This window comes from Mycobacterium sp. WUMAC-067 (assembly GCF_020217485.1).
GTDB lineage: Bacteria > Actinomycetota > Actinomycetes > Mycobacteriales > Mycobacteriaceae > Mycobacterium.
The window spans coordinates 1-22,449 of sequence record NZ_JAEKMI010000047.1 but is presented as its reverse complement, the minus strand read 5'-3'; the positions used below and the strand labels follow the sequence as shown (position 1 = coordinate 22,449).

Genomic DNA, 22,449 nt, shown 5'->3' with positions numbered 1-22,449 from the left:
CAATGCTTCCCAACCGTGGTCCGGCAGTGGTTTCCTTGCACAAGGACGCCTAGACGACTTCGTATCGAGGAGTGCGCCATGTCAACCGTCGAGTCCAGCACCAAGCCGGTCCCCAATCTGCCTCCCGGCTTCGACTTCACCGATCCGGACATCCACGCCGAGCGATTGCCGGTCGAAGAACTGGCCGAGCTGCGCCGCACGGCGCCGATCTGGTGGAACGAACAACCGATCGGGGCCGGCGGGTTCGACGACGGCGGCTTTTGGGTGGTGTCCAAGCACAAGGACGTCAAAGAGGTCTCGCTGCGCAGTGACGTGTTCTCCAGCCTGCAGAAGACCGCGCTGCCGCGCTATAAGGACGGCACGGTCGGCGAGCAGATCGAGCGCGGCAAGTTCGTCTTGCTCAACATGGACGCGCCGCAGCACACCCGGCTGCGCAAGATCATCTCGCGGGCCTTCACCCCTCGGGCCATCGAGCGCCTGCGTTCAGACCTCGCCGAGCGCGCCCGCCACATCGTCGAGGAAGCGGCAGCCCAGGGCCGCGGCGACTTCGTCGAACAGGTGTCGTGCGAGCTGCCGCTGCAGGCCATCGCCGGACTGATGGGTGTGCCGCAGGAAGAACGCAAGAAACTCTTCCACTGGTCCAACGAGATGGTCGGTGACCAGGATCCCGAATTCGCCAACAACGACGCCATCACCGCCTCGGTCGAACTCATCATGTACGGCATGCAGATGGCGGCCGAGCGGACGAAGAATCCGGGAGAAGACCTCGTCACCAAGCTGGTCCAAGCCGACATCGACGGGCACAAGCTGTCCGACGATGAATTCGGCTTTTTCGTAATCCTGTTGGCGGTGGCCGGAAACGAGACCACCCGCAACTCCATCACCCAGGGCATGATGGCCTTCACCGATTTCCCCGACCAGTGGGAGCTGTTCAAGAAGGAGCGGCCCGGCACCGCGGCCGACGAGATCGTCCGGTGGGCCACCCCGGTCACGTCGTTTCAGCGCACCGCGCTCGAGGACTACGAACTGTCCGGCGTGCAGATCAAAAAGGGCCAGCGGGTCGTAATGGTCTACCGCTCAGCCAATTTCGACGAGGAAGTCTTCGACGATCCGTTCAGCTTCAACATCCTGCGCGATCCCAACCCACACGTCGGCTTCGGCGGAACGGGCGCCCACTACTGCATCGGCGCGAACCTGGCGCGCATGACGATCGACCTGATGTTCAACGCGATCGCCGACGGCATCCCCGATCTCGAGTCCATCGGCAAGCCGGAACGCCTCCGGTCGGGCTGGCTCAACGGGATCAAGCACTGGCAGGTGGACTACCACACCGATGGAGCAGCGAAATCGCCTGCCGCGCACTAAGCTAGGCCGATGCCCACACATCAAGCTGTCCGGATACAGTCCGCGGGCGGCCCCCTAGAGTTGGCCGAAGTCGAAACCCAACCACCCGGTCGCGACGAGGTGCGACTGACGGTCGCCGCGTGCGGCATCTGCGGCACCGACGCGCACTTCGTCAACGGGGGGTTTCCGGGCATGTCGTGGCCGCTGACCCCCGGGCATGAAATCGCGGGCAAGGTCGCCGAAATCGGCGACGGCGTCGAGGATTTCGCGATCGGCGATCGCGTCGCGGTCGGCTGGTTCGGCGGATGCTGCTATCACTGCGAGCAGTGCCGCAAAGGCCTGTTCATTCACTGCGAGAACGGGAAGGTGCCGAGCTGGCAGTACCCCGGCGGGTACGCGGAGTCGGTGACGGTGCCGGCCAGCGCCCTGGCCCGGATACCGGCCGAGCTCTCCGACGCCGAAGCTGCCCCCTTGGGTTGCGCGGGCGTCACCACCTACAACGCCTTACGTCACACCAAGGCGCTGCCCGGCGATCGGGTGGCGATACTCGGCGTCGGCGGCCTGGGGCACCTCGGCGTGCAGTTCGCCCGGGCGATGGGCTTCGAGACCATCGCGATCAACCGCGGTACCGGCAAAGCCGACGACGCCCGGAAACTGGGCGCCCATCACTACATCGATTCCACAGCCAACGATCCCGCCGAGGCGTTGAAGGACTTGGGTGGCGCGACGGTCGTCCTGGCCACCGCGGGCAATTCGAAGGCCATGGCCGCCACGGTCGGTGGCATAGTCCCCCGGGGCGAACTGGTCACCGTCGGCGTCACGCCCGAACCGCTGCCGATCAGCCCCGTACAGCTGATAACCCCCGGAGTCAGCATCGTCGGCCACCCCTCCGGGACGGCCAAAGATGTCGAAGACACCATGCGTTTCGCGGTCCTGTCCGGCGTCCGGGCGTGGATCGAGGAGTTGCCGTTGGCGCAGGCGGCCGAGGGCTATGCGGCGCTGGAGCAGGGACGAGCGCATTACCGCACCGTCTTGACCATGTGACACCGTTGGTCCGTGACTGCTGACGAGGGCACGGCGTGGACGATCGGGCCATCCGGCGGTGAATTGTTGCTCCACAGCGGGGTTGCCGGCCGAGCCGCCCGAATGGGCCACCGCCTCACCATCGCGATGTCGCGCTGGCGTGCGACCGTGGATTGGGCCGGTTCCCGACCGGTCGGTGCGGAGCTTGTGGTCGAGGTCGATTCGCTCGACGTACTGAGCGGCAAGGGTGGCGTCAAAGGGCTGTCCGCGATCGAGAAAGCACAGGTCCGGTCCAACGCTTTGAAGTCGTTGCACGCCAACCGCTTTCCCGAGATCCGCTATACCGCGGACGTCATCGAGCAGGCCGACGACGGGTACCGACTCACCGGCACGCTCGCGATCCGGGGCACCTCACGAGACCACGCCATCGACGTGCGCACCGAGGATCTCAAAGACGCCTGGCGCATGTCCGCTGAAACCACCGTCCGTCAAACCGATTACGGCGTGAAGCCCTACTCGCTGCTGATGGGCTCGGTTCAAGTCGCGGACGATGTGTCCTTGACCTTTACCGCGGTTCACGCCAAGGACGGGTGAGCCACCCGCTCGGGAGAAATCAGGGTTGCGGCTCGGCCGCTGCGCGCGGCGCTGAATCGGCTGCCGCGTCGCCCGCGTCGCCGGGGATGTGCTCGAGCACTCGGGTCAAATAGGGCTGCCCGTTACCGGAATCCGGCTGCCGGTCGCCGTCAATGCCCGCTTGCTCTTCCGGAGCGGCCGGCGCGGGGGAGGGTTCGCCCGCGGGCGGCTGGGCGTGCGCGGCGGGGCGCTTGAGCTGGGGGGCCGCCGGAAGCGGCGCGACGGCCTTGGCCGCCTCGGCGGCCTGGGGCGTGGCTGGATGGGTGGTGTGTTTGGCCGCAGGCGCGCTGGCCGGGCCCACGTGAATCCCCACCGCGAGCGACACCGAGCCGACGAAGGTGATCGCGCCGGCCGCCAACGCGGTGAGGGCTCCGGAATACGAGAGGTGGCGCTGGCGTGCGGGCGCCGCGGAAAGGGGTTCGCTGTGGTGCTCCACGAGCTGTTCGTCGGTGAACTCGGTGCTGCGAGCCGCCGACAGCGCCGCGCCGCGCGCGATCGTCACCTGGGCCATCGATTGCACGAAAACCGGCACCGGCAACGCCTTTTCGAGTTGCCATGAGAACCCGTCGATGTCGGCGCCGACGACGACAACCCCGCCCGGCTGCCATCCGTCGCGGTCGAACATGCCGGTCAGCCACCGGGTCAGGCCATCGAGGCCGCCGCGCACGTGTTTGGTTGCCGTCTGGGTCTCCCCGTCATGGGTGTCGACCATGACGACGGTCGTGGCGTCATGGTCGAGAATGCAGACCGCGGTCTGCTCGTAACCGATGACGGGCGCAATGGCCTGCGCCAAGGTCTCGATGGCCTCGAGGAACCGGATCGGCACGACGTTGTCGAAACCCGCGTCGGTCAACGCCTCCAGCACCAGCGCGGCCTGAGCGGATGCGTCGTCGTTCCAGGTCACCCCGATGACACGCAGGCGGTGATCGCTCGCGGCCGCCGCCGTGTCGACCCGCAGTACCTCGTCTACCACTTGCTCCGCGGTGCTCACGGCGCGGACGCCCCGGCCGGCGCGCAGCGCCAACTCCTGGTGATCCAGGATGGTGCCGTCTGCGCCGTGTCCTTCAGCGAGGACCCACCCGACGGCGGTCGACGTCACTGATAGGCCAAGTACCGTGTCCAAATCTATGCCCCAATCGGTCCCGCGCCTCGGCTCCCAGACACACCGACGCGCACCATGAAGCCGCTGGTGCGGAGGTTCGTGAGAGCCGGAACAGACCCGGGATAGCGTGGTCTTCATCGGCTTGCTTCGACAGAGCCTACGCGGTCGGCGAAATCCCGGTCGCCCCGGTCCGCATCGCCTCGCGACACGCCGGCGACCCCCCCGCCCGAATCCGGTCTGGGTTCATCGGGGCGCTTTTTTCTATCGCGCGGTATCAACGGCTTTCGGTCTCGGCAAACCGGACGCCGCTGCGGACCGGCCGTTTTCGCGGTGAACCGGTTAGGTGGTCGCCGAGCGGGTACTCGCCGATCGTCGCCGCTCGGATCACCGGGTGGCGAAACTGCGAGGTAAAAAGCGATGCAAAATCGAGACGCGTCCGCGTCCCAATCGACATTTGACGGACTTACACGGTAAATTCCTGTGAGACCGCGATCACATTCGATCACATCCGACAAGGGGCAGGTATGACAGATCTGAACGAGAAGGTCCGGGCCTGGGGGCGCCGACTTGTGGTCGGTGCAGCCGCGGCTGTAACCCTGCCGGGCCTGATCGGCATTGCCGGCGGCGCGGCGACCGCGAATGCATTTTCGCGTCCGGGCCTGCCCGTCGAGTACCTGCAAGTGCCGTCCGCCGGAATGGGTCGCGACATCAAGGTCCAGTTCCAGAGCGGCGGCAACGGCTCCCCCGCGGTCTACCTGCTGGACGGGCTCCGGGCTCAAGACGACTACAACGGCTGGGACATCAACACCCCGGCGTTCGAGTGGTACTACCAGTCGGGCCTGTCGGTCATCATGCCGGTCGGCGGTCAGTCCAGCTTTTACGCCGACTGGTACCAGCCGGCGTGTGGGAAGGCCGGCTGCTCCACCTACAAGTGGGAGACCTTCCTGACCAGCGAACTGCCGCAATACCTGGCCTCGAACAAGAGCGTCAAGTCCACCGGCAGCGCCGCGATCGGCATCTCGATGTCGGGCTCCTCGGCGATGATCCTGGCCGTGAACCACCCCAACCAGTTCATCTACGCCGGCTCGCTGTCGGCGCTGCTGGACCCGTCCCAGGGCATGGGACCGTCGCTGATCGGCTTGGCCATGGGAGACGCCGGCGGCTACAAGCCCGACGCCATGTGGGGCCCGTCGAGCGACCCGGCCTGGCAGCGCAACGACCCGACGGTCCAGATCCCCGCGCTGGTCGGCAACAACACCCGGCTGTGGATCTACGTCGGTAACGGCACACCGTCGGAGCTGGGCGGAGCGAACATGCCCGCCGAGTTTCTGGAGAACTTCGTGCGCAGCAGCAACCTGAAGTTCCAGGACGCGTACAACGCGGCCGGCGGCCACAACGCCGTGTTCAACTTCGATGCCAACGGCACACACAGCTGGGAGTACTGGGGTGCCCAGCTCAACGCCATGAAGGGTGACCTGCAGAGCGCTCTGGGCGCTTCGGCGGGTGGCGGCGGATAACCCATTCACCTGACGCCACTACTGCGCTTTACGACACGTCAGGCGCAGTAGTGCGTTAAGGGGCGGCGATCACGCCAGAATCGTCGTCATGCCCCGCAGCACGCGCTCGCCGCGCCGCGTCCACCTCGTTCCCCTGTGCTGTGCCGTGGTGGCCGGCGCCCTGGCGCTGTGGGCGCCGTCGGCCCGGGCCGACAGCGTGAGCCCCTTGACCCCGTTGGTCGACGCCGCCGCACAGCGGTTGCAGATCGCCGAGTCGGTGGCCGCTTATAAATGGCACAGCCATGGGGCCATTGAAGACCCGGTACGCGTCCGGCAGGAATTAGCACGGCTGGGCGACGAAGCCGTCGCCGCGCGCATCGACCGCGACTACGTCATCCGGGTCTTCGGTGACCAGATCGGTGCCACCGAGGCCATCGAGTACAGCCGCTTCGCGGACTGGAAGCTCGATCCGGGCCAAGCGCCGGCCGATCCCCCGGACCTGGCGGCGTCGCGGTCGGTGATCGACGGCCTCAACCAGGCGATACTGACTCAGATATCGGTCAACTGGGACGTGCTGCACTCGCCGGCGTGCGCGCTGCAACTCGATACCGCAAGGAGCGACGTCGTCCAGAGTCGTCAGCTCGACGGCCTCTACCGACGGGCCCTGTGGTCGGCGACGCAATCGTATTGCCAGCAATAATTTAATTTTTCCTCACCATTTCCTAACCGTCGAATTTGGCCTGGCGAAAAGGCGATTTCCGCAGATAGAAGGCATATCTCGCGCCATTTTCGAATAGGTAACGCTTTGGCCACACGCGCCGAAAACCTTGACATGAAGAATCTCTGCAAGCTTCTCGTCAAGTCCGTAGCGGTCGGCGGGTTCGTTGCAGCATCGATGGCTTCGTCCACGGGTGTGGTGAGCGCGGACGCCGCTCCCAACTGGGACGCGATCGCTCAATGCGAATCCGGCGGCAACTGGCACGCCAACACCGGAAACGGCAACTACGGTGGGCTGCAATTCAAACCGGGCACCTGGGCTCGCTACGGCGGCGTCGGCAACCCGGCGGCCGCGTCCCGGGAGCAGCAAATCGCCGTCGCCAACCGGGTTTTCGCCGAAGAGGGCGTGGAGCCCTGGCCCAAATGCGGTGCACAGTCCGGCCTGCCGATCGGTTGGTATTCGCACCCGGCGCAGGGCATCAAGCAGATCATCAACGGGCTGATCCAGGCGGCCGTCCCGCACTGATGACACGCCCGCGCGGTCTATGACCCGACACGAAGCTGTGTTTGGATCAGCCCATGGAAGGTTCGGCGACTGTTCACATGGCGGCGCCCGCGGCCAAAATCTGGGATCTCATCGCGGACGTCCGCAACACCGGACGGTTTTCCCCGGAAGTTTTCGAAGCCGAGTGGCTGGGCGATGCGACCGGCCCGGCCCTCGGCGCGAAATTCCGCGGTCACGTCCGGCGCAATGAGATGGGACCGGTGTATTGGACGACCTGCAAGGTCACCGCGTGCGAACCGGGCCGCGAATTCGGCTTTACGGTGCTGCTCGGTGATCGGGAGGTCAACAACTGGCATTACCGCTTGGCGCCCAGCGGCGGCGGGACCGACGTCACCGAGTCGTTTCGGCTCAACCCCGCGCCGTGGCTGGGCGTGTACTGGTTGTTCGGCGGCTTTCTGCGCAAGCGCCGCAACGTCCGCGACATGACCAAGACGCTGAACCGCATCAAAGATGTCGTCGAGGCCGACCAGTCGTGAAATCGGTCTTCATCACCGGCGCGGGCAGCGGCATGGGGCGCGAAGGCGCAAAGCTGTTCCATGCCAAGGGTTGGCGGGTGGGCGCCGTGGACCGCAACGGCGACGGCCTGGCGACGCTGACCGAAGAACTCGGCGCCGACCGGCTGTGGACCCGCGCCGTCGACGTGACGGACAAGGCGGCCCTGGACGGCGCCCTCGCCGACTTCTGCTCCGGCAACACCGGCGGCGGCCTCGACATGATGTGGAACAACGCCGGCATCGGCGAATCCGGGTGGTTCGAGGACGTGCCGTATGACGCCGCGATGCGCCTCGTCGAGGTGAACTACAAATCGGTGCTGACCGGTGCCTACGGCGCGCTGCCGTACCTCAAGAAAACGCCCGGCAGCCTGATGTTTTCGACGTCGTCCTCGTCGGCGACTTACGGCATGCCCCGCCTCGCCGTCTACTCGTCGACCAAGCACGCGGTCAAGGGGCTGACCGAGGCGCTGAGCGTGGAGTGGCGGCGGCACGGGGTGCGCGTCGCCGACGTGCTGCCCGGCCTGATCGACACCGCCATCCTCACCAGCACGACCAACCACTCCGACGACGGCGGCGCGCCCAGAACCGCCGAGGAGTTGCGCGCCACCGCCCCGAAAAAGGGTCCGCTGCGGTTGATGCCGGCCAGCAGCGTGGCCGAGGCGGCGTGGCAGGCCTACCACCATCAGAAGCGGCTGCATTGGTATGTGCCGAAAAGCATTCGCTTGATTGACTTCTTCAAGGGCCTGAGCCCCGAATTCGTGCGACGCAGTATCGTCAAAGCCCTACCCGCGCTAGCGCCGAAGCGGCAGTAAGGAGGTCGGCTGGTGCAAAACCGCTTGCCCACAGTCGCTTTGGTCTTGGCGGCGGTCGTCGTCAGCGTCGCGGGGTGCAGCGCGGCGCAAACGACACCCCGTCGGGCCGCCCGCCTGACCATCGACGGCGCCACGCACACGACACGTCCCCCGGCGTGCCGGCAAGACCAGATGTATCGGACCATCAAAATTCCGGACCACGATGGCGGCGTCGAAGCGGTCGTGCTGCTCAGCGGTTACCGGGTCATGCCGCAGTGGGTGAAGATTCGCAACGTCGACGGCTTCACCGGCAGCTTCTGGCAAGGCGGGGTGGGAGACGCGCACGTCGACCTCAACAACGACGCGTACACCATCACCGGCAGCGCCTACGGCATCAACAGCAGCAACCCCAACAAAGTGGTGACCACCGACTTCAAAATCGTCGCGCAGTGCTGACCGGCTCGGTGCGTGCGGCCTACGCTCGTACCGACACCTGAGCGAGGGAGGGCCGGTGAAGGAACGACTGCACTGGTTCGCGATGCACGGCTTCATCCGCGGCGTCGCAGCGTTCGGCGCCCGCCGCGGTGACGTCCAGGCGAGGCTGATCGCCGATCCGGCGGTGGCCGCCGATCCGGTGCGCTTCTACGACGAAGTCCGGGCTCGGGGCAAACTGGTGAAGGGCCGCGTCGCCTATCTGACAGCCGATCACGCAATCGCCCACGAGCTGTTGCGGTCCGACGATTTCCGGGTGCTGATCTTCGGATCGAATCTCCCGGCACCGTTGCGATGGCTGGAACGTCGCACCCGCGACGAGCTTCTGCATCCGCTACGGGCGCCCTCCCTGCTGGCCGTCGAACCCCCCGACCACACCCGTTACCGCAAGACCGTGTCCGCGGTGTTCACGCCCAGGGCGGTCGCCGCACTGCGGGAGCGGGTCGAGCAGACGGCCGCCGACCTGCTCGAACAGCTGACCGGCGAGTCCGGCGTGGTCGACATCGTCGGACGCTATTGCGCGCAACTTCCGGTCTCGATCATCAGCGACATCCTCGGTGTGCCCGAGCCGGACCGGCCGCGCGTCCTGGAATTCGGCGAGCTGGCCGCGCCGAGCCTGGACATCGGATTACCGTGGCGGCAGTACCGCAGCGTGCAGGAAGGGATCGCCGGCTTCAGCTCCTGGCTCGCCGAGCATCTACAACGGCTGCGCCTGGACCCCAGCGACAATCTGATGAGCCAGCTGATCCAGACCGCCGAAAGCGGCTCGGCGGACACCTATCTCAACGACAACGAGCTTCAGGCGATCGCCGGTCTGGTGCTGGCGGCCGGCTTCGAGACCACGGTGAACCTGCTCGGCAACGGGATTCGCATGCTGCTGGACGCGCCCGGGCACCTCGAAGCGCTACGGCGACGCCCGGAGCTGTGGCCCAACGCCGTCGAAGAGATCCTGCGACTGGAATCGCCGGTGCAGCTGACCGCGCGGGTGGCGCTGCGCGATGTCGAGATCGCGGGACGGCAGCTCGCGCGTGGCGACCTGGTGCTGGTGTATCTGGCTGCCGCCAACCGGGATCCGGCCGTGTTTCCCGATCCGCACCGATTCGACATCGAAAGACCCAATGCTGGAAGGCATCTCGCCTTTTCCGGTGGCCGACACTTTTGCCTGGGCGCCGCGCTCGCCCGCGCCGAGGGCGAGGTGGGCCTGCGGACGTTCTTCGACCGCTTCCCCGAGGTGCGCGCGGCGGGCGCCGGATGCCGGCGAGAGACCCGCGTGCTACGGGGATGGTCGTCACTGCCGGTGGCGCTCGGCCCGGCCCGGTCGATGGCTGCCGCCGACAGCTGACCGATCGCGACTGCGGCGCGAGTAGACCCCCATGGTTGACACCGGCGCGCTAACCGAGTTTATTTGCCGGTATGACAGAGGTTTCTATGATCGCGGTCGAGGATGTCGTCCGTGGGCTGTGGCAGGCCCTTTCGCGTCGTGATTGGGAGGCGATCCCGACGTTTTTGTCCGACGACTGCCTCTACGTCGACATGCCGGTTCCGGCCGTGTCGGCCCGCGGTCCCGAGGGCATCGTCAAACGCCTCAGGATGGGTCTCGAGCATTTGGCGGGCTATGAGAACCACACCGGCGTGCTGGTGTCCAACGGTTCCGACGTGCTCTACGAGCACTCGGAGACATGGACATTCGCGACCGGGGAACAGGGTGTGCTGCGATTCGTGACCGTTCACAAGGTCGTCGACGGCAAGGTCACCGTCTGGAAAGATTATTGGGACATGAACAGCCTCGTCGCCTTCGCTCCCCCGAACCACTTCGAAGCCCTGGCGACCGGCGACACGAGTTGGGTGTACGACGCGTCAGCATTGGTCTGACAGTTCCCATGTAACCGCAGCGCTCGCGGATTGCATTGCCGCCCACGGCGATACGGTCGATTCGATACGCGGTGCCGTGGAATGCCGGCATGGCCACCCCTCATAGACCATTCCGGCAATTCCTCGGCACAAACGGCGATTGGGCTCGGCTACAGCCCGCCCTGATGCGGATATGACACGCAGTCACCAGAACTGGCGGCGTAGCAACCACCACTGGGTGACGCGTAGGTCGGAGGCGCCGAAGCGGCGGCGACGGTAACGATGGCGGCGTCGACGAACGCAGCGCGGGACAACATGTGCCCAAACCTCCTTGATGCCTCAGTTTGGTGACGTTGCCCGATTCGTCTCTCGAAGCCTATGCGCCCCGGCGGTTGGTTACATCGGAATTTGTGAAAATTTTGTGCCCGCGCCGGTTTCTCACGGCCGCTGACCGGGCGAGGCGAGGTCGTAGATCCTTCGAGCGTTCTCGCGGGCGATGAGATCGACCACCCGGATGGCGTCGGCCTCGCTCCAGTCGCCGCCGTCGACGAATTCGCGTAGCACCCTGTGCAGGCCCCGGCGCCACAGAACCGCTCCGAGAAAGTGCAGTTCCGCGGGGCCGAATCCGTCTGACGAGTAGAGGATCTTGGAAAAGGGCGCCAGCTCCAGAAGTCGCGCGAGAAACGCCGGCGACCGCGCCCCCAAGTAATTCACGCTCAGTCCGCCGTCGAGATAGACGTTGTTGAACGCCTGCGCCAAATAGCCGGCCTCACGCTCGTACGGATAGCAGTGCAACAGCACGATCGGGACGTCCGCCGACTGGCGCAGAAAGTCAAGCAGCAGGAGAGGATTGGCCTTGCGCAGGTCGCAGTCACGATCGCCGAACCCGACGTGGAATTGCAATGGCTTGCCCAGTCGCAACGCCTGGTGCAACCCGAACCGCAGCAGGACCCGATCCCGCAATCGTATCCCGCCGCGCTCGCGCCACCGGCCGGCCGCGTCGGCGACCTCCCGCGCCGACGGCTCACTGAGGTCACCCTCGAAACCGCCGCGGTAGGCCAGTATCGATTTGGTGCCAACGGCTCCCGCCGCGCGCCGGTGCAGGATCTCTCCGAACGCCGCCGCGTAGTCACCCGGCGCTCGGGCGGCCTGCTCGGCCACCTCCTCGAGGCGCACGATTTCGTGCGCACGCTTGCCCGACAGCCGAGCCACCTCCCCAACCCCGGCGACCTCACCTCCGCCGATCCCGGTGTCCACCAACCAGTCGCTGACGCCGGCGGCCGAAAGGAACAGGCGGGCCAGTTCGTCTTCGGCGAACTGGCGGCGACGGTCCCAATAGGCCTGCGGGTCGGCGTGTTTGGGCAGCCCCAGGGCGGGGGCGCAGTGAGCGCGCACGGCAAACCCGAGTTGTGAGTCGAAACCCGAATCGGTGATGGGCTCGGTATTGGCCTCGTTGAGCGCGTTCTCGAATCGCTGCCGGTCTGCGGCCGTCAACCAGCAACCGTGGACGTGCTGATCGATCAGCGACACCGCGCCGATGTGCTCGGCCAGGTCGCGGGTGTCGGCGCTCATCACCAGTCCGTCACAGACTCCAGGCCATGCGGAACCGATCCGCCAGTTGCTCGGGTTCCAGATCGCCGTAACGTTCGTGTTCCAGTCGGCGCACCGCGACCACCATGTCGACCGCCGGATCGCCCAGGATGCACCGCATCCGCGCCGAAGCATCCAGCGCCGCGATCGCTTCGGCCTGCGATGCGGTCAGGCGCACGACGCCGTCACGCGCGCGGTCGGCATCGGACCGGGTCGCAGGGTCGACCGTGATCTCCGGCGGCAGCGCGGCCCGCGATGTGATGCCGTCCAGCGCGAGTCCCAGGATGGCCGCCGACGCCAGATATGGATTGGCAGAGGGATCGACGATCTTGACCTCGACGTTTCCACCCCGCGGGCTGGCGGGTCCGCCGGTGACGAATCGCACCGCGGCTTCGCGGTTTTCGGTGCCCCAGCAGGCGTAGGCGCCCGCCCAATTGCCGGGCCGCATCCGCAGACCCGAGACGATCGAACCGCACAGCACGCCCTGGGCTTCCGGCAGGCCGCGAACCACTCCCGCCACCGCGCTCTCCCCCGCCGCCGTCATGCCCGCGGCGCCCGCGCCGTCGGAGAACAACCGGCCTTCCGGCGTCGTCAACGAAAAGTGTTGGTGGGCACCCGATCCGACACCACCGGCAAAGGGCGCGGGCGACAAGCTGATGCGAAGGCCGTGGCGGCGCGCCACGCGGCCGATGATGAGCCGCATCAGGATCAGCTGATCGGCGGCGGCCACCGGTGGTTGCGGCGGCAGCGAGATCTCGAACTGGTTGGCGCCATACTCGGGGTGGAACTGTTCGATCGCGATCCCGGCCGCCGTCGCCGACCCGATCACCTCCCGGATGAACGTTTCGCGCTCCAGCACACCGGCGAGGCCGTACTGGGCCCACAGCGTCGACGGCAGCCGGCCGCCGTCCGGCGCGACCAAGAGGAATTCGATCTCGTGCCCTACGGCAGCCTCAATGCCGGCGTCGGCGAGCGTCGTCTCGATCCGTCGCAGCGTTCCCCGGCCGCACGTGGGGACCGGCGTGCCGTCCTGACAGAAAAACGCGGCGGGCGCCCACGCCAGGCCGTCGCCCACGATTCGCAAGGCCGACAGGTCGATCCGGAGGCGTTGGTCCCCCACCACGCCGACGTCGGCGGTGAAGGCGATCCCGGTCTGGTCGATGGCGAACGCATGCCAGGAAGGGCTGGCGCCCAGGCCGGGATCGGCGAACATGTTGGTCTGGCGGATCGGCACCGCCTTGGCCAGGGTAAGCCCGGCGGGGTTGACGACGGTGCCGATGACCGTGTCGACGCCCTCGGCCTCCAGCTGGGCAATCGCCGCGGCCGCGAGCGGTGTGCCGGTCATGGCAGTCATTGTGCAGCCTCTGGGGCCCCGGTAGGGAGAACCGTGCCGTCGCCCGTGTGGCCGGTCAGTTCTGGCGGCCGACGAGTTCGGAGACGAACCGATAGAGGAACGCGTCCAGGGGCGCCTTACCGGCGGGCCGGATGACGAACTTCGTCAACCCCGCCGCGAGGTAGGCGTCCAGTTGGCGGTGCAGGGCATCCCACCCGGCGGCGATCAGCTCACCGGGGTCGAGGTCCGGTCGCCGCTTGCGGACCGCCGCGGCCAACTCCGCGGGCAGCTCGCCATCGGTGACGGCCAACGAGATCCCGAAGTGGTCGGGTTCGATGTGCCGGCCGGCCCGCTCCGCGGCGCGCTCGATCGCCTCCCGCCCGGCCCCGGCCTCCGCCGGGGTGAGGAAACTGCCCAGCCACCCGTCGCCCAGCGCCCCGATACGCCGAAACGCGGCCGGCGCCGACCCGCCCAACCAAATGTCCAGCGGCGGTGCCGGCTTCGGGGCGACGGCCGCGCCCGTGACGGTAAAGTATTCGCCCGTGAACGTGGCCGGCTCCCCTTCCAATGCCGCGCGCAACACCCGCAGCGACTCGTCGAACACCGCCGCCCGCTCGCCGTCGGGAACCACGAACACCTCGCGCTCGGCCGGAATCGCCGACCGCAGACCGAACACCGGAAGGACCCGCTTCGGGGCGACGGCCGCCAACGACGCCAACTGCTTGGCCACCAGCACCGGGTGCCGGCCGGGCAGCACCGCCACCGAGGTGCCCACCTTCAACCGGCTCGTCCGGGCGGGCGCGTACGCCATCCCGACCGTCGGGTCGACCGCCGGCGAGTACACCAGCTCGGAAAACCACAGCGAATCCACGCCGCTGGCCTCGAGATGATCGACGATGGCGGCCAACTGATTCGGAGCGGTGTCCGCACCCAGCCCGACGCCGAAACGAACCTTCACCGGCGCCTCCTAACGCGTGGTCTCACCCCTGGCGCAACGCCGCGGCTCCACCCTTTGTGCCCGCGGCGCGCGTCATCGCCCGGTTGCCCGGATTTCGGCGAGCCCAAAACGGCTATACGCGGCTGGGAATCGTCAGCTTGCAGGCCTGGCCGATGTCGAGGGTCCGCAGCACCCGACCCATGCCCACCCACAACGCGCAGGACAGCGCCAGGTCGGCCAGCAACTCATCGGAGAAGTGTCCGGCGCAGCGGCTCCAGAAGTCTTCGTCTTCGCGCAGGCCGGTGTGATCGGTGGCGAACCGGTCGGCGAACTCGGCCGCCAGCCGCTCCTGGTCGCTGTAACCGGGCCAGGTGCGCCACTCGTGGACGTGGTCGTACAGCTCTTCGTCGACGCCCGCGGCGGGCCCGTCTTCATCGCGGGTGTTGACGCAGACGACGCATTCGTTGCGGTGGGCGATCACGGCGCGCGCCACTTCGCGGGTGCGCAACGGCAACCGGTTCATGCTGTACACCGCCTCGCTGAAGCCGGCGAGCGCGCCGCCGATGTCCGGAGACTTCACAAACCAGCCGGCCAGGTCGTCGTCAGCAAATGTTCCGATTCGGCTCATGGCGTGATGGTACGCCCGCCTAAGGGCCCGGGTCGGGGTTGTCCGCAAACGGGTGTCGCCACCGGTTAGCGAGCGGGCGGACCGATCGCCGTGGTCGGCGTTTCCTCATGCCAATCGCGTTGGGCCAGAACCCGATGCGCGACGCGTTCGAGCGCGGCCTGCACCGCGCGGCGGTCCGGCCGGCCCTCGAAGCCCGGCGAGCGGGCGAGTTTGTCCACGAGCCAGGCCACCAGCAGCGAGTGCACGTAGCCGACTTGTTGGGCGCCGGCGGGGGTGAGCCACATCTGGTCGCCGTCGCTTTGCGCGTAACCGTTGGCCGCCAAGCGCGAGAACGTCGGCTCGAGAACCTCGAACGGTATCCGGTGATAGTCGGCCATGTCGGTGAGACGGGCGATCCCGTACACCTGCGTGTAGCGATTGATGCGCAAAACCCCCCATAGGCCGGCCACATCGAGCCGGCAATCGGGCCGCATGGCGATGCTGCGCAACCGCATGCCGGTTTCGCCGCGCAACATCCGCGCGATCGCGTTCTCCAGCATCTGGTCCGGTGTCTCGGTGGTCGGCATGCCGAACGCGTCGCCGAGATCGACTGTGCTGGCGTGGATGTCCCGCAGCGGGACCTCACGCAGGCACAGGGCCAGCACGAAACCGACCACGGCGACCGGCGCCGCCCACAAGAAAACCTCGGTGAGCGAATCGGCGTAGGCCGTCACGATGGGCGCGGCCACGTCAGGTGGCTGCCGGTGCAGGGCCCCGGGCGAACTGACCGCGCTGGGCGGCGCGCCGCTGGCGGCCAGGGCCGGACCGATGCGGCGATCGAGGAAGTTCACGAACAGCGAGCCGAATATCGCGGCGCCGAACGAACTTCCGATGGTGCGGAAGAACGTCACCCCCGACGTGGCGACGCCGAGATCTTCGAAGTTCGAGGTGTTTTGCACGATGAGAACCAGCACCTGCATGGACAGCCCGATGCCCGCGCCCAGGATGACCAGGTACAGCGACTGGATCAGGGTGGACGTGGACGGCTCCATCCGCGACATCAGCAGAAACGCCAGCGCCATCAGCGCGGTGCCGGCCACCGGAAAGATCTTGTAGCGGCCGGTGCGGCCGACCAGGATGCCGCTGCCCGTCGAGGTGATCAGCATCCCGACCACCATGGGCAGCGTCCGCAGGCCGGAGGTGGTCGCCGAAACGCCGTTGACATACTGCATATAGGTCGGCAGGAACGTCAGCGCGCCCAGCATGGCGAAACCCACGACGAAGGACAGCACGCAGCACACGGTGAACACCGGACTGGCGAACAACCGGATGGGCAGGATCGGCTCGGCGGCGCGACGTTCCACCACCACGAAAACACCCAGCGCCACCGCGGCGCCGACGAACAAGCCGATGATCGTCGGCGAGCCCCACGCGTACAGGGTCCCGCCCCAGCTGGTGGCCAGCGTCAGCCCCGCGGCGCCCAACCCGACGAACGCGATTCCGGAGTAGTCGATGATCGGTTTGGTCGACGCGCCCAGGGCCGGAATCGCCGCGGCGGCAACGAAAATCACGACCACCGAGATCGGCACGTTGATCCAGAACGCCCACCGCCAGGTCAGATAGTCGGTGAAGTAGCCGCCCAGCAAGGGACCGATGACGGTCGTGACGCCGAAGACCGCTCCGAGGATGCCCTGGTACCGGCCCCGCTCCCGCAGCGGAACGACCTCGCCGATCAGCGCGCTGGCGGTGACCGTGATGGCGCCGCCGCCGATCCCTTGCAGGGCACGCGATCCCACCAGCATGGCCATCGACTGGGACAACCCGCACAGCGCCGATCCGATGACGAAGAAGACGATGGCCGCCTGGAACACCCGCTTGCGCCCATAGGAGTCCCCAAGCTTGCCGGCCAGCGCGGTGACGACGGTCGACGCGAGCAGATAGCTGGTGACCACCCAGGACTGGTGGCCGGCGTCGCCCAGGTTGGCGACGATCGTCGGCAGCGCCGTGGCGACGATGGTCTGGTCCAACGCCGCGAGTAGCATCCCGAGCACGATCGCGACGAAGATCAGGTTGCGCCGTTGCGGACTGATCAGCTCGCCGCTGGCCGCGGAATTCGCCGCCGGGGTCGCCTGGGTCACCGCTGCTCTCGGGCTCGTCATGCCGGCCCGACGTTACCTACGTCGCCGCCGCCCGCGTCAGCTGGGTGGCCGGGAGACGCACTGCGCCGAGTAGAGCTCCACGCCCAGCTTGTCCATCAACTCCAGCTGGGTCTCGAGGTAGTCGATGTGCTTTTCCTCGTCGGCCACGATGTCCTCGAACAGCGTGGCGGTGGTGGAGTCCTGCTTGTCCCGGCATAAGACGATGGCCGGCTTGAGGCGCTCCATCACCTCGTATTCAATGGCCAGGTCGGCCTCGAATTGCTCACGCAAGGTCTGGCCGATGCGCAGCGAGAAGAGGCGCTGGTAGTTCGGCAACCCGTCGAGCAACAGGATACGATCGGTGATCGCCTCGGCGTGTCGCATCTCATCGAAAGACTCGGCGCGGGTGTGCTCAGCTAACTCGGTGAAACCCCAGTTGTCCTGCATCTTGGAGTGCAGGAAGTATTGGTTGATCGCGGTGAGCTCGCTGGTCAACTGCTCGTTGAGCAGACGCAAAACTTCCGGATCCCCTTGCATTTTCACTCCTACGGTGGCTGCGGCTGGCATGTTCGGCCGCGGTCGGTGCGCTGGGCTGGAGCGCACAAACCCGGCCTGTAGCAGCACTTTGCCACGGCCGCCGCAAATGTTCTAGCAAGGTTTGGCTGCGCTCAGTGCGTTGCCGAGCTAGTCTAAGCACCCTGTTGTTAGGTTAGACTGCACTAATCAGGTTAGGTTAGACTCCACTAATATGCGGCATGTTCGTTCGGCACCTCCGGCCGGGGCCTCGAGTCCCCGGGAGGCCAGGCGCGGGGCGGACATCCGGTCACTCGGACGAGTTGTCGACGAAGGGGATGCCCAGATGCATGAGGTGCGCTGATGTACGTGTGCCTGTGCGTCGGGGCTACCAGTCAAACCGTGTGCGACGTCGTCGCGCAGGGCGCGTCGACCTCCAAGGAAATCGCCGCCGCATGCGGGGCGGGCGGTGACTGCGGTCGCTGCCGGCGCACCCTGCGCGCGATCCTCGCCGACTCGGCGAAGTTAGAGACGGCGCCGTTGGCCTGACGCCGAACGCCGCTTCAGCCCTTATTGAAATCGGCCAGCGCCGCCGCGTTGGCTTGCGCACCCATGAGCTCGGCGAAGTGCGCGTTCTCGCGCGCGGTGGCCGCGGCGATCTCGGGGCGGACCGGCTCCATCATCGTGTGTTTGACGGCCATCAAGCTCGAAATCGGCCGGGAGGCAAGGATTTCGGCGTGGTGGCGGGCCTGCGGCAGCAGCTCGTCCGGTTGGCACACCCGCCAAACCAGGCCCATCCGCAACGCCTCCTCGGCGTCGACCCATTCGGACGACATCAACAGCCACGCGGCGTTCTGCCGGCCCACCAGCTGCGGCAGCAGATAGGACGACGCCGCCTCCGGGGCTACACCCAAGCTGGTGAACGGGCACTTCAGGCGGGCCGTCGAGGACATGAACGTCAGATCGGCATAGCCCAGAATCGTGGCGCCGATCCCCACCCCGACACCGTTGACCGCGCAGATCAGTGGTTTGGGAAAGGCGCTGAGCGCGTTGATGAGTCCGATGAAGCCGTGCTTGCCCGGGGTGAAGTCCGGGTCCGTGATGCGGGCCTGCATCTCGCCCAGGTCGGTACCGGCGCTGAACCCGCGACCCGCACCGGTCAGCAGGACCACGGCCACCTCGGGATCGTCGGCGGCGGCCAGCAGTGCCTCGGCCGTGGCGTCATAGAGGGCTTCGTTGAAGGCGTTGAGCGCCTCCGGCCGGTTCAGCGTGAGGGTGCGTACCCGGTTGTCGTCATCGATCTGCAGCGTCACCCCCGCAGCCTAGCGAGGCTAACCATTGCTGTAGACGCGGGTCGGCGCGATCAGCACCACGGCGCGCCCCTCCGAAGCCATCACCCGGTCGTACTCGTCCCAGTTGTCGTGGGTGCCGCCCGCTGCGGTGAACACATCGCGCAGCAGCACTCGTAGCCGATCGGGATCCGTCAGCCATGGCTGGGTGTCGTCGGGGCCGACCAGCTCCGCGCGGCCCTCGACCGTCGCCCACTGCCACCCGTTGCGGAAGGTAATCGCCAACTGCGGCCGGGCGCGCAGGTTGGCCAGCTTGACCCTGCCGTAGGTGGTAAACCCCAGGACCGGTTGACCATTCGCCGGGTGTGACAACAGGCCGACGTTGACCAGCGACGCCTGCACCGTCCCGTCAGCGCGAACGGTCGATACGACGGCCAGTCCGCTTTCGGCCGCGGCCAATGCCACGGCGTCGCGCAGTGTCGTCATCGTGTCATCCTCAGTCCCCGAACGGCGTGCTGATGACGTAGCGGCTCGTCGGCACGGTGTCGATGTTCTCGTTGGCGCCAAAGGCCGTCGTGCTGGCCACCATTCGTCCCAATCGATGTTGTAGATCGTCGTCGTCGGCGGCTCCGAAGAACGCCTGAAGATCGGTGATCGCCTCCGCAGGGAACAACTCCTCGACGATGCCCGCGATTCCCGGCGCGTCCGGGGTGAGCGTGCGCACCACCCAATTCTGGGTGTAGCCGAACGTCGACTGTGTCTCGATGGCTACCGGCGTGTGGTCGCGTTGCCACCGGGTCAGCCACGTCGCCTGGTCCATGTCCGCGGGCCGGCGCAGCAACGCGATGTTGGCCAAACCCGGTGTGCGGGAACCAGACTCGACGGCAGGTGCGCTCAGCGGGACCGATTCGGTCACCAGGTACGCGGCGAGCTGCTCACACTCCTTTGCGAGCAGCTCGAGCGCGGACGTCATCTGCTCGCCGTAGCACTGCTGGGTCCACATGCTCACCACCGCGGCGACCGGTGGGTCCAGCGTCGTGAGCGTCATCAACGACTGGCGCACGGCGTCGTCACGGACATTGACCGACAATCCGAGCACACCCAGCTCCAGCAGCGCATCGGCGACCGGCCCCCGCTGCCGGGCGCACCAATCGTCGTCGGAGTCGGCGCGCATGAGCACGGCGATTACCTTTTCCATAGGCCGAACCTACCGGTGCGGGGCCGCCGGGCAGGTCTACTTCGCCAGGCGCACTTGGTGCTGGCTGCTGATCAATTTCCCGATGAGCGCGGCCAGCTGGCGGTAGGACTCGTCGCGACCGCTCGACGAGCGGTAGACCAAGCCGATTCGCCGGCCCGGGCGCGGCGCCGCGAACTGCGCCAGGCCCAGGCGGCTTCGCGAGGCCTCGACCGGCACCGCGCTCTGCGGGATCAGCGTCACGCCCAAACCGCCTGTCACGCATTGCACCGCGGTGGCCAGTGAGGCCGCCCGGGTGTTGGCGAGCTCCGCTCGGACCCCCGCCTTGTGGCAGACGTCCAGCGCCTGATCGCGCAGGCAATGCCCCTCGTCCAGCAGCAGCAGTGGCAGGTCGGCCAGCGCCGTCGCCGGAACGCGGCGCTTGCCCGCCAGCGGATGGCCGGGGGGCAGGGCGAGAACGAAATCTTCGTCGTAGATGGGGATCGCGCTGACGCCTGCGGTCTCGGCGGGCAGGGCGATCAATGCCGCATCCAATGCCCCTTCGCGCAAGACCGCCAGCAACCGTTCGGTCTGGTCCTCGGTCACCCGCAGGGTCAGCTCCGGGAGTTGCTCGGCCACCCCGGCCAGCACGGTCGGCAGCACGTAGGGCGCCACGGTGGGTATCAGCCCCAGCCGCATGTCGGTCCGCAACGGGTCCGAGGTTCCCGCCGCGGCGGCGGTGAACGCGTCGGCCGCCTCGACGACGGCCTGGGCCCGCGGCAACAACTCCGTGCCCTGGGGTGTCAAGAAGACACGCCGTGTCGAGCGCTCGACGAGGCGGGTGGCCAGTCCCGTCTCCAGCGCGGAGAGGGCCTGCGAGAGCGTCGACTGGCTGACCCCGAGAGCGGTTGCGGCACCGCTGAATTGGTGCTTCTCGGCCACCGCCACGAACGCGCGAAGGCCGGCGATCGTCGGCTGATAACTCTTATCGGACATGCCTATAAGTATAGTGGGAAATATCACCTTTACTTCAACAAGGGTAGGCGGCAACATGGTGGCAGAAAGCTAATCTTGAGTAAATCCAAATAAGGAGCGGATATGCCTCTGCTGACCATCGGCGACCAGTTCCCCGACTACGAGCTCACTGCGTTGATCGCGGGCGATCTGTCCAAGGTCGACGCCAAGCAGCCCGACGACTACTTCACCACCATCACCTCCGAGGACCACGCCGGCAAGTGGCGCGTGGTGTTCTTCTGGCCGAAGGACTTCACCTTCGTGTGCCCGACCGAGATCGCCGCCTTCGGCAAGCTCAACGACGAGTTCTCCGACCGCGACGCACAGGTTCTGGGTGTCTCGATCGACAGCGAGTTCGTGCACTTCAACTGGCGCGCGCAGCACGAGGACCTCAAGAAGCTGCCCTTCCCGATGCTCTCGGACATCAAGCGGGAGCTGAGCCTGGCCACCGGCGTGCTCAACGCCGACGGCGTGGCCGACCGGGCGACCTTCCTCGTCGACCCCAACAACGAGATCCAGTTCGTTTCGGTCACCGCGGGTTCGGTGGGCCGCAACGTCGAGGAAGTGCTGCGCGTGCTCGACGCACTGCAGTCCGACGAGTTGTGCGCGTGCAACTGGCGCAAGGGCGACCCGACGCTGGACGCCACCGAGTTGCTCAAGCAGTCGGCCTGATCCGGGCCTGATCCCGTAGGGTCTGAATAGGAGGCGAGATGAGCGTAGAGAATCTCAAGGAAGCGCTGCCGGAGTACGCCAAGGACCTCAAGCTCAACCTGGGCTCGATCACCCGCACGACCGAGCTCAACGAGGAGCAGCTGTGGGGCACGCTCTTGGCGAGCGCCGCGGCGACTCGGAACACGCAGGTGCTCAGCGAGATTGGCGCCGAGGCGGCCGACATCTTGTCCGCGGAGGCATACAACGCGGCGCTGGGAGCGGCATCGGTCATGGCCATGAACAACGTGTTCTACCGTGGCCGGGGATTCCTCGACGGCAAGTACGACGACCTGCGCGCGGGATTGCGGATGAACATCATCGCCAATCCCGGTGTGGAAAAGGCGAACTTCGAGCTGTGGTGCTTCGCGGTGTCGTCGATCAACGGATGCCCGGACTGCGTGGCTTCCCATGAGCACACGCTGCGCGAGGCCGGTGTCAGCCGGGAAACCATCCAGGAGGCACTGAAGGCCGCGGCGATCGTTTCCGGTGTGGCCCAGGCGATTGTCGCTTCCCAGACGCTGGCGACCGTCGGCTGATCGCGCCGTCGTGACCAGCGCCGTGCCGGGACCCGACTGGGTCCAGCACGCCATCTGGTGGCAGGTCTACCCGCTGGGGTTCGTGGGCGCGTTCCCCGT

The 22,449-nt window shown here is 66.9% G+C and carries 25 protein-coding genes; 14 read left to right on the top strand and 11 right to left on the bottom strand.

Annotated features, from left to right (window positions below; genetic code table 11):
- The first annotated feature begins 78 nt into the window (after positions 1-78).
- The 3 genes from JF781_RS23215 to JF781_RS23205 are packed head-to-tail and all read left to right on the top strand — an operon-like array spanning position 79 to position 2,961.
- Positions 79-1,365, top strand: coding sequence for a cytochrome P450 (locus JF781_RS23215; protein ID WP_225328868.1), 1,287 nt, complete (start codon positions 79-81; stop codon positions 1,363-1,365).
- 9 nt (positions 1,366-1,374) lie between these two features.
- Positions 1,375-2,388: an alcohol dehydrogenase gene (locus tag JF781_RS23210; protein ID WP_225328867.1), complete on the top strand. Its 1,014-nt coding sequence runs from the start codon at positions 1,375-1,377 to the stop codon at positions 2,386-2,388.
- A 12-nt stretch (positions 2,389-2,400) separates the two neighbouring features.
- Positions 2,401-2,961, top strand: coding sequence for a YceI family protein (locus JF781_RS23205; protein ID WP_225328866.1), 561 nt, complete (start codon positions 2,401-2,403; stop codon positions 2,959-2,961).
- 19 nt (positions 2,962-2,980) lie between these two features.
- On the opposite strand, the gene JF781_RS23200 is transcribed toward JF781_RS23205, so the two are convergent.
- Positions 2,981-4,123, bottom strand: coding sequence for a hypothetical protein (locus tag JF781_RS23200; RefSeq protein WP_225328865.1), 1,143 nt, complete (start codon positions 4,121-4,123; stop codon positions 2,981-2,983).
- A 503-nt stretch (positions 4,124-4,626) separates the two neighbouring features.
- Between JF781_RS23200 and ag85B the strand changes: the two genes are divergently transcribed.
- The 8 genes from ag85B (at position 4,627) to JF781_RS23160 (ending at position 10,529) form a co-directional block, all read left to right on the top strand.
- Positions 4,627-5,619, top strand: a complete 993-nt coding sequence (gene ag85B / locus JF781_RS23195) for a diacylglycerol acyltransferase/mycolyltransferase Ag85B (RefSeq protein WP_225328864.1) — start codon at positions 4,627-4,629, stop codon at positions 5,617-5,619.
- Between the two features lie 88 nt (positions 5,620-5,707).
- Positions 5,708-6,298: a chorismate mutase gene (locus JF781_RS23190; protein ID WP_225328863.1), complete on the top strand. Its 591-nt coding sequence runs from the start codon at positions 5,708-5,710 to the stop codon at positions 6,296-6,298.
- A 105-nt stretch (positions 6,299-6,403) separates the two neighbouring features.
- Positions 6,404-6,841 (top strand): resuscitation-promoting factor RpfC, encoded by a 438-nt coding sequence (gene rpfC, locus JF781_RS23185; RefSeq protein ID WP_374109747.1) that lies wholly within the window; start codon positions 6,404-6,406, stop codon positions 6,839-6,841.
- Between the two features lie 35 nt (positions 6,842-6,876).
- Positions 6,877-7,356, top strand: coding sequence for an SRPBCC family protein (locus tag JF781_RS23180; protein ID WP_225328880.1), 480 nt, complete (start codon positions 6,877-6,879; stop codon positions 7,354-7,356).
- Positions 7,353-8,186: an SDR family oxidoreductase gene (locus JF781_RS23175; RefSeq protein WP_225328861.1), complete on the top strand. Its 834-nt coding sequence runs from the start codon at positions 7,353-7,355 to the stop codon at positions 8,184-8,186. The genes JF781_RS23180 and JF781_RS23175 overlap by 4 nt, the downstream gene beginning before the upstream one ends.
- A gap of 12 nt (positions 8,187-8,198) precedes the next feature.
- Positions 8,199-8,621, top strand: coding sequence for a lipoprotein LpqH (locus JF781_RS23170; RefSeq protein ID WP_225328860.1), 423 nt, complete (start codon positions 8,199-8,201; stop codon positions 8,619-8,621).
- A gap of 55 nt (positions 8,622-8,676) precedes the next feature.
- A complete protein-coding gene (locus JF781_RS23165) occupies positions 8,677-9,999 on the top strand; it encodes a cytochrome P450 (RefSeq protein WP_225328859.1) in 1,323 nt (440 codons plus the stop codon).
- Between the two features lie 86 nt (positions 10,000-10,085).
- The gene (locus JF781_RS23160; RefSeq protein ID WP_225328879.1) at positions 10,086-10,529 is read left to right on the top strand and encodes a nuclear transport factor 2 family protein; all 444 of its coding nucleotides are present in this window, start codon (positions 10,086-10,088) and stop codon (positions 10,527-10,529) included.
- 417 nt (positions 10,530-10,946) lie between these two features.
- Here JF781_RS23160 and JF781_RS23155 read toward each other — a convergent pair whose 3' ends face one another.
- The 6 genes from JF781_RS23155 to bfr all read right to left on the bottom strand — a co-directional run bounded on the left by JF781_RS23155 (position 10,947) and on the right by bfr (position 17,650).
- Entirely contained in the window at positions 10,947-12,080 is a 1,134-nt protein-coding gene (locus tag JF781_RS23155; RefSeq protein WP_225328858.1) for an amidohydrolase family protein, read from the bottom strand.
- 10 nt (positions 12,081-12,090) lie between these two features.
- The gene (locus tag JF781_RS23150) at positions 12,091-13,443 is read right to left on the bottom strand and encodes a glutamine synthetase family protein (RefSeq protein ID WP_225328857.1); all 1,353 of its coding nucleotides are present in this window, start codon (positions 13,441-13,443) and stop codon (positions 12,091-12,093) included.
- 64 nt (positions 13,444-13,507) lie between these two features.
- Positions 13,508-14,389, bottom strand: coding sequence for a TIGR03854 family LLM class F420-dependent oxidoreductase (locus JF781_RS23145; protein WP_225328856.1), 882 nt, complete (start codon positions 14,387-14,389; stop codon positions 13,508-13,510).
- A gap of 112 nt (positions 14,390-14,501) precedes the next feature.
- Positions 14,502-14,996 carry a carboxymuconolactone decarboxylase family protein gene (locus JF781_RS23140; protein ID WP_225328855.1) on the bottom strand — a complete coding sequence of 165 codons (495 nt, stop codon included), beginning with the start codon at positions 14,994-14,996 and terminating at the stop codon, positions 14,502-14,504.
- Between the two features lie 65 nt (positions 14,997-15,061).
- A complete protein-coding gene (locus JF781_RS23135; protein ID WP_225328854.1) occupies positions 15,062-17,134 on the bottom strand; it encodes an MDR family MFS transporter in 2,073 nt (690 codons plus the stop codon).
- A 36-nt stretch (positions 17,135-17,170) separates the two neighbouring features.
- Entirely contained in the window at positions 17,171-17,650 is a 480-nt protein-coding gene (gene bfr, locus JF781_RS23130; protein WP_225328853.1) for a bacterioferritin, read from the bottom strand.
- A gap of 339 nt (positions 17,651-17,989) precedes the next feature.
- On the opposite strand from bfr, the gene JF781_RS23125 reads away from it, so the two are divergent.
- Positions 17,990-18,175, top strand: coding sequence for a bacterioferritin-associated ferredoxin (locus tag JF781_RS23125; protein ID WP_225328852.1), 186 nt, complete (start codon positions 17,990-17,992; stop codon positions 18,173-18,175).
- Between the two features lie 14 nt (positions 18,176-18,189).
- Here JF781_RS23125 and JF781_RS23120 read toward each other — a convergent pair whose 3' ends face one another.
- The 4 genes from JF781_RS23120 to JF781_RS23105 are packed head-to-tail and all read right to left on the bottom strand — an operon-like array spanning position 18,190 to position 21,085.
- On the bottom strand, positions 18,190-18,939 hold the full coding sequence (locus JF781_RS23120; RefSeq protein WP_225328851.1) for an enoyl-CoA hydratase/isomerase family protein: 750 nt from the start codon (positions 18,937-18,939) through the stop codon (positions 18,190-18,192).
- Positions 18,940-18,957: 18 nt separating this feature from the next.
- Positions 18,958-19,401, bottom strand: a complete 444-nt coding sequence (locus JF781_RS23115; RefSeq protein ID WP_225328850.1) for a TIGR03618 family F420-dependent PPOX class oxidoreductase — start codon at positions 19,399-19,401, stop codon at positions 18,958-18,960.
- 10 nt (positions 19,402-19,411) lie between these two features.
- Positions 19,412-20,113, bottom strand: a complete 702-nt coding sequence (locus JF781_RS23110; protein WP_225328849.1) for an EthD domain-containing protein — start codon at positions 20,111-20,113, stop codon at positions 19,412-19,414.
- 36 nt (positions 20,114-20,149) lie between these two features.
- Positions 20,150-21,085: a hydrogen peroxide-inducible genes activator gene (locus JF781_RS23105; RefSeq protein ID WP_225328848.1), complete on the bottom strand. Its 936-nt coding sequence runs from the start codon at positions 21,083-21,085 to the stop codon at positions 20,150-20,152.
- 102 nt (positions 21,086-21,187) lie between these two features.
- Here JF781_RS23105 and JF781_RS23100 point away from each other — a divergent pair, with 102 nt between their 5' ends.
- Complete coding sequence (locus tag JF781_RS23100) at positions 21,188-21,775, top strand: peroxiredoxin (RefSeq protein WP_225328847.1); 588 nt, start codon at positions 21,188-21,190, stop codon at positions 21,773-21,775.
- Between the two features lie 38 nt (positions 21,776-21,813).
- Complete coding sequence (locus JF781_RS23095; RefSeq protein WP_225328846.1) at positions 21,814-22,350, top strand: alkyl hydroperoxide reductase; 537 nt, start codon at positions 21,814-21,816, stop codon at positions 22,348-22,350.
- Positions 22,351-22,449: the final 99 nt, after the last annotated feature.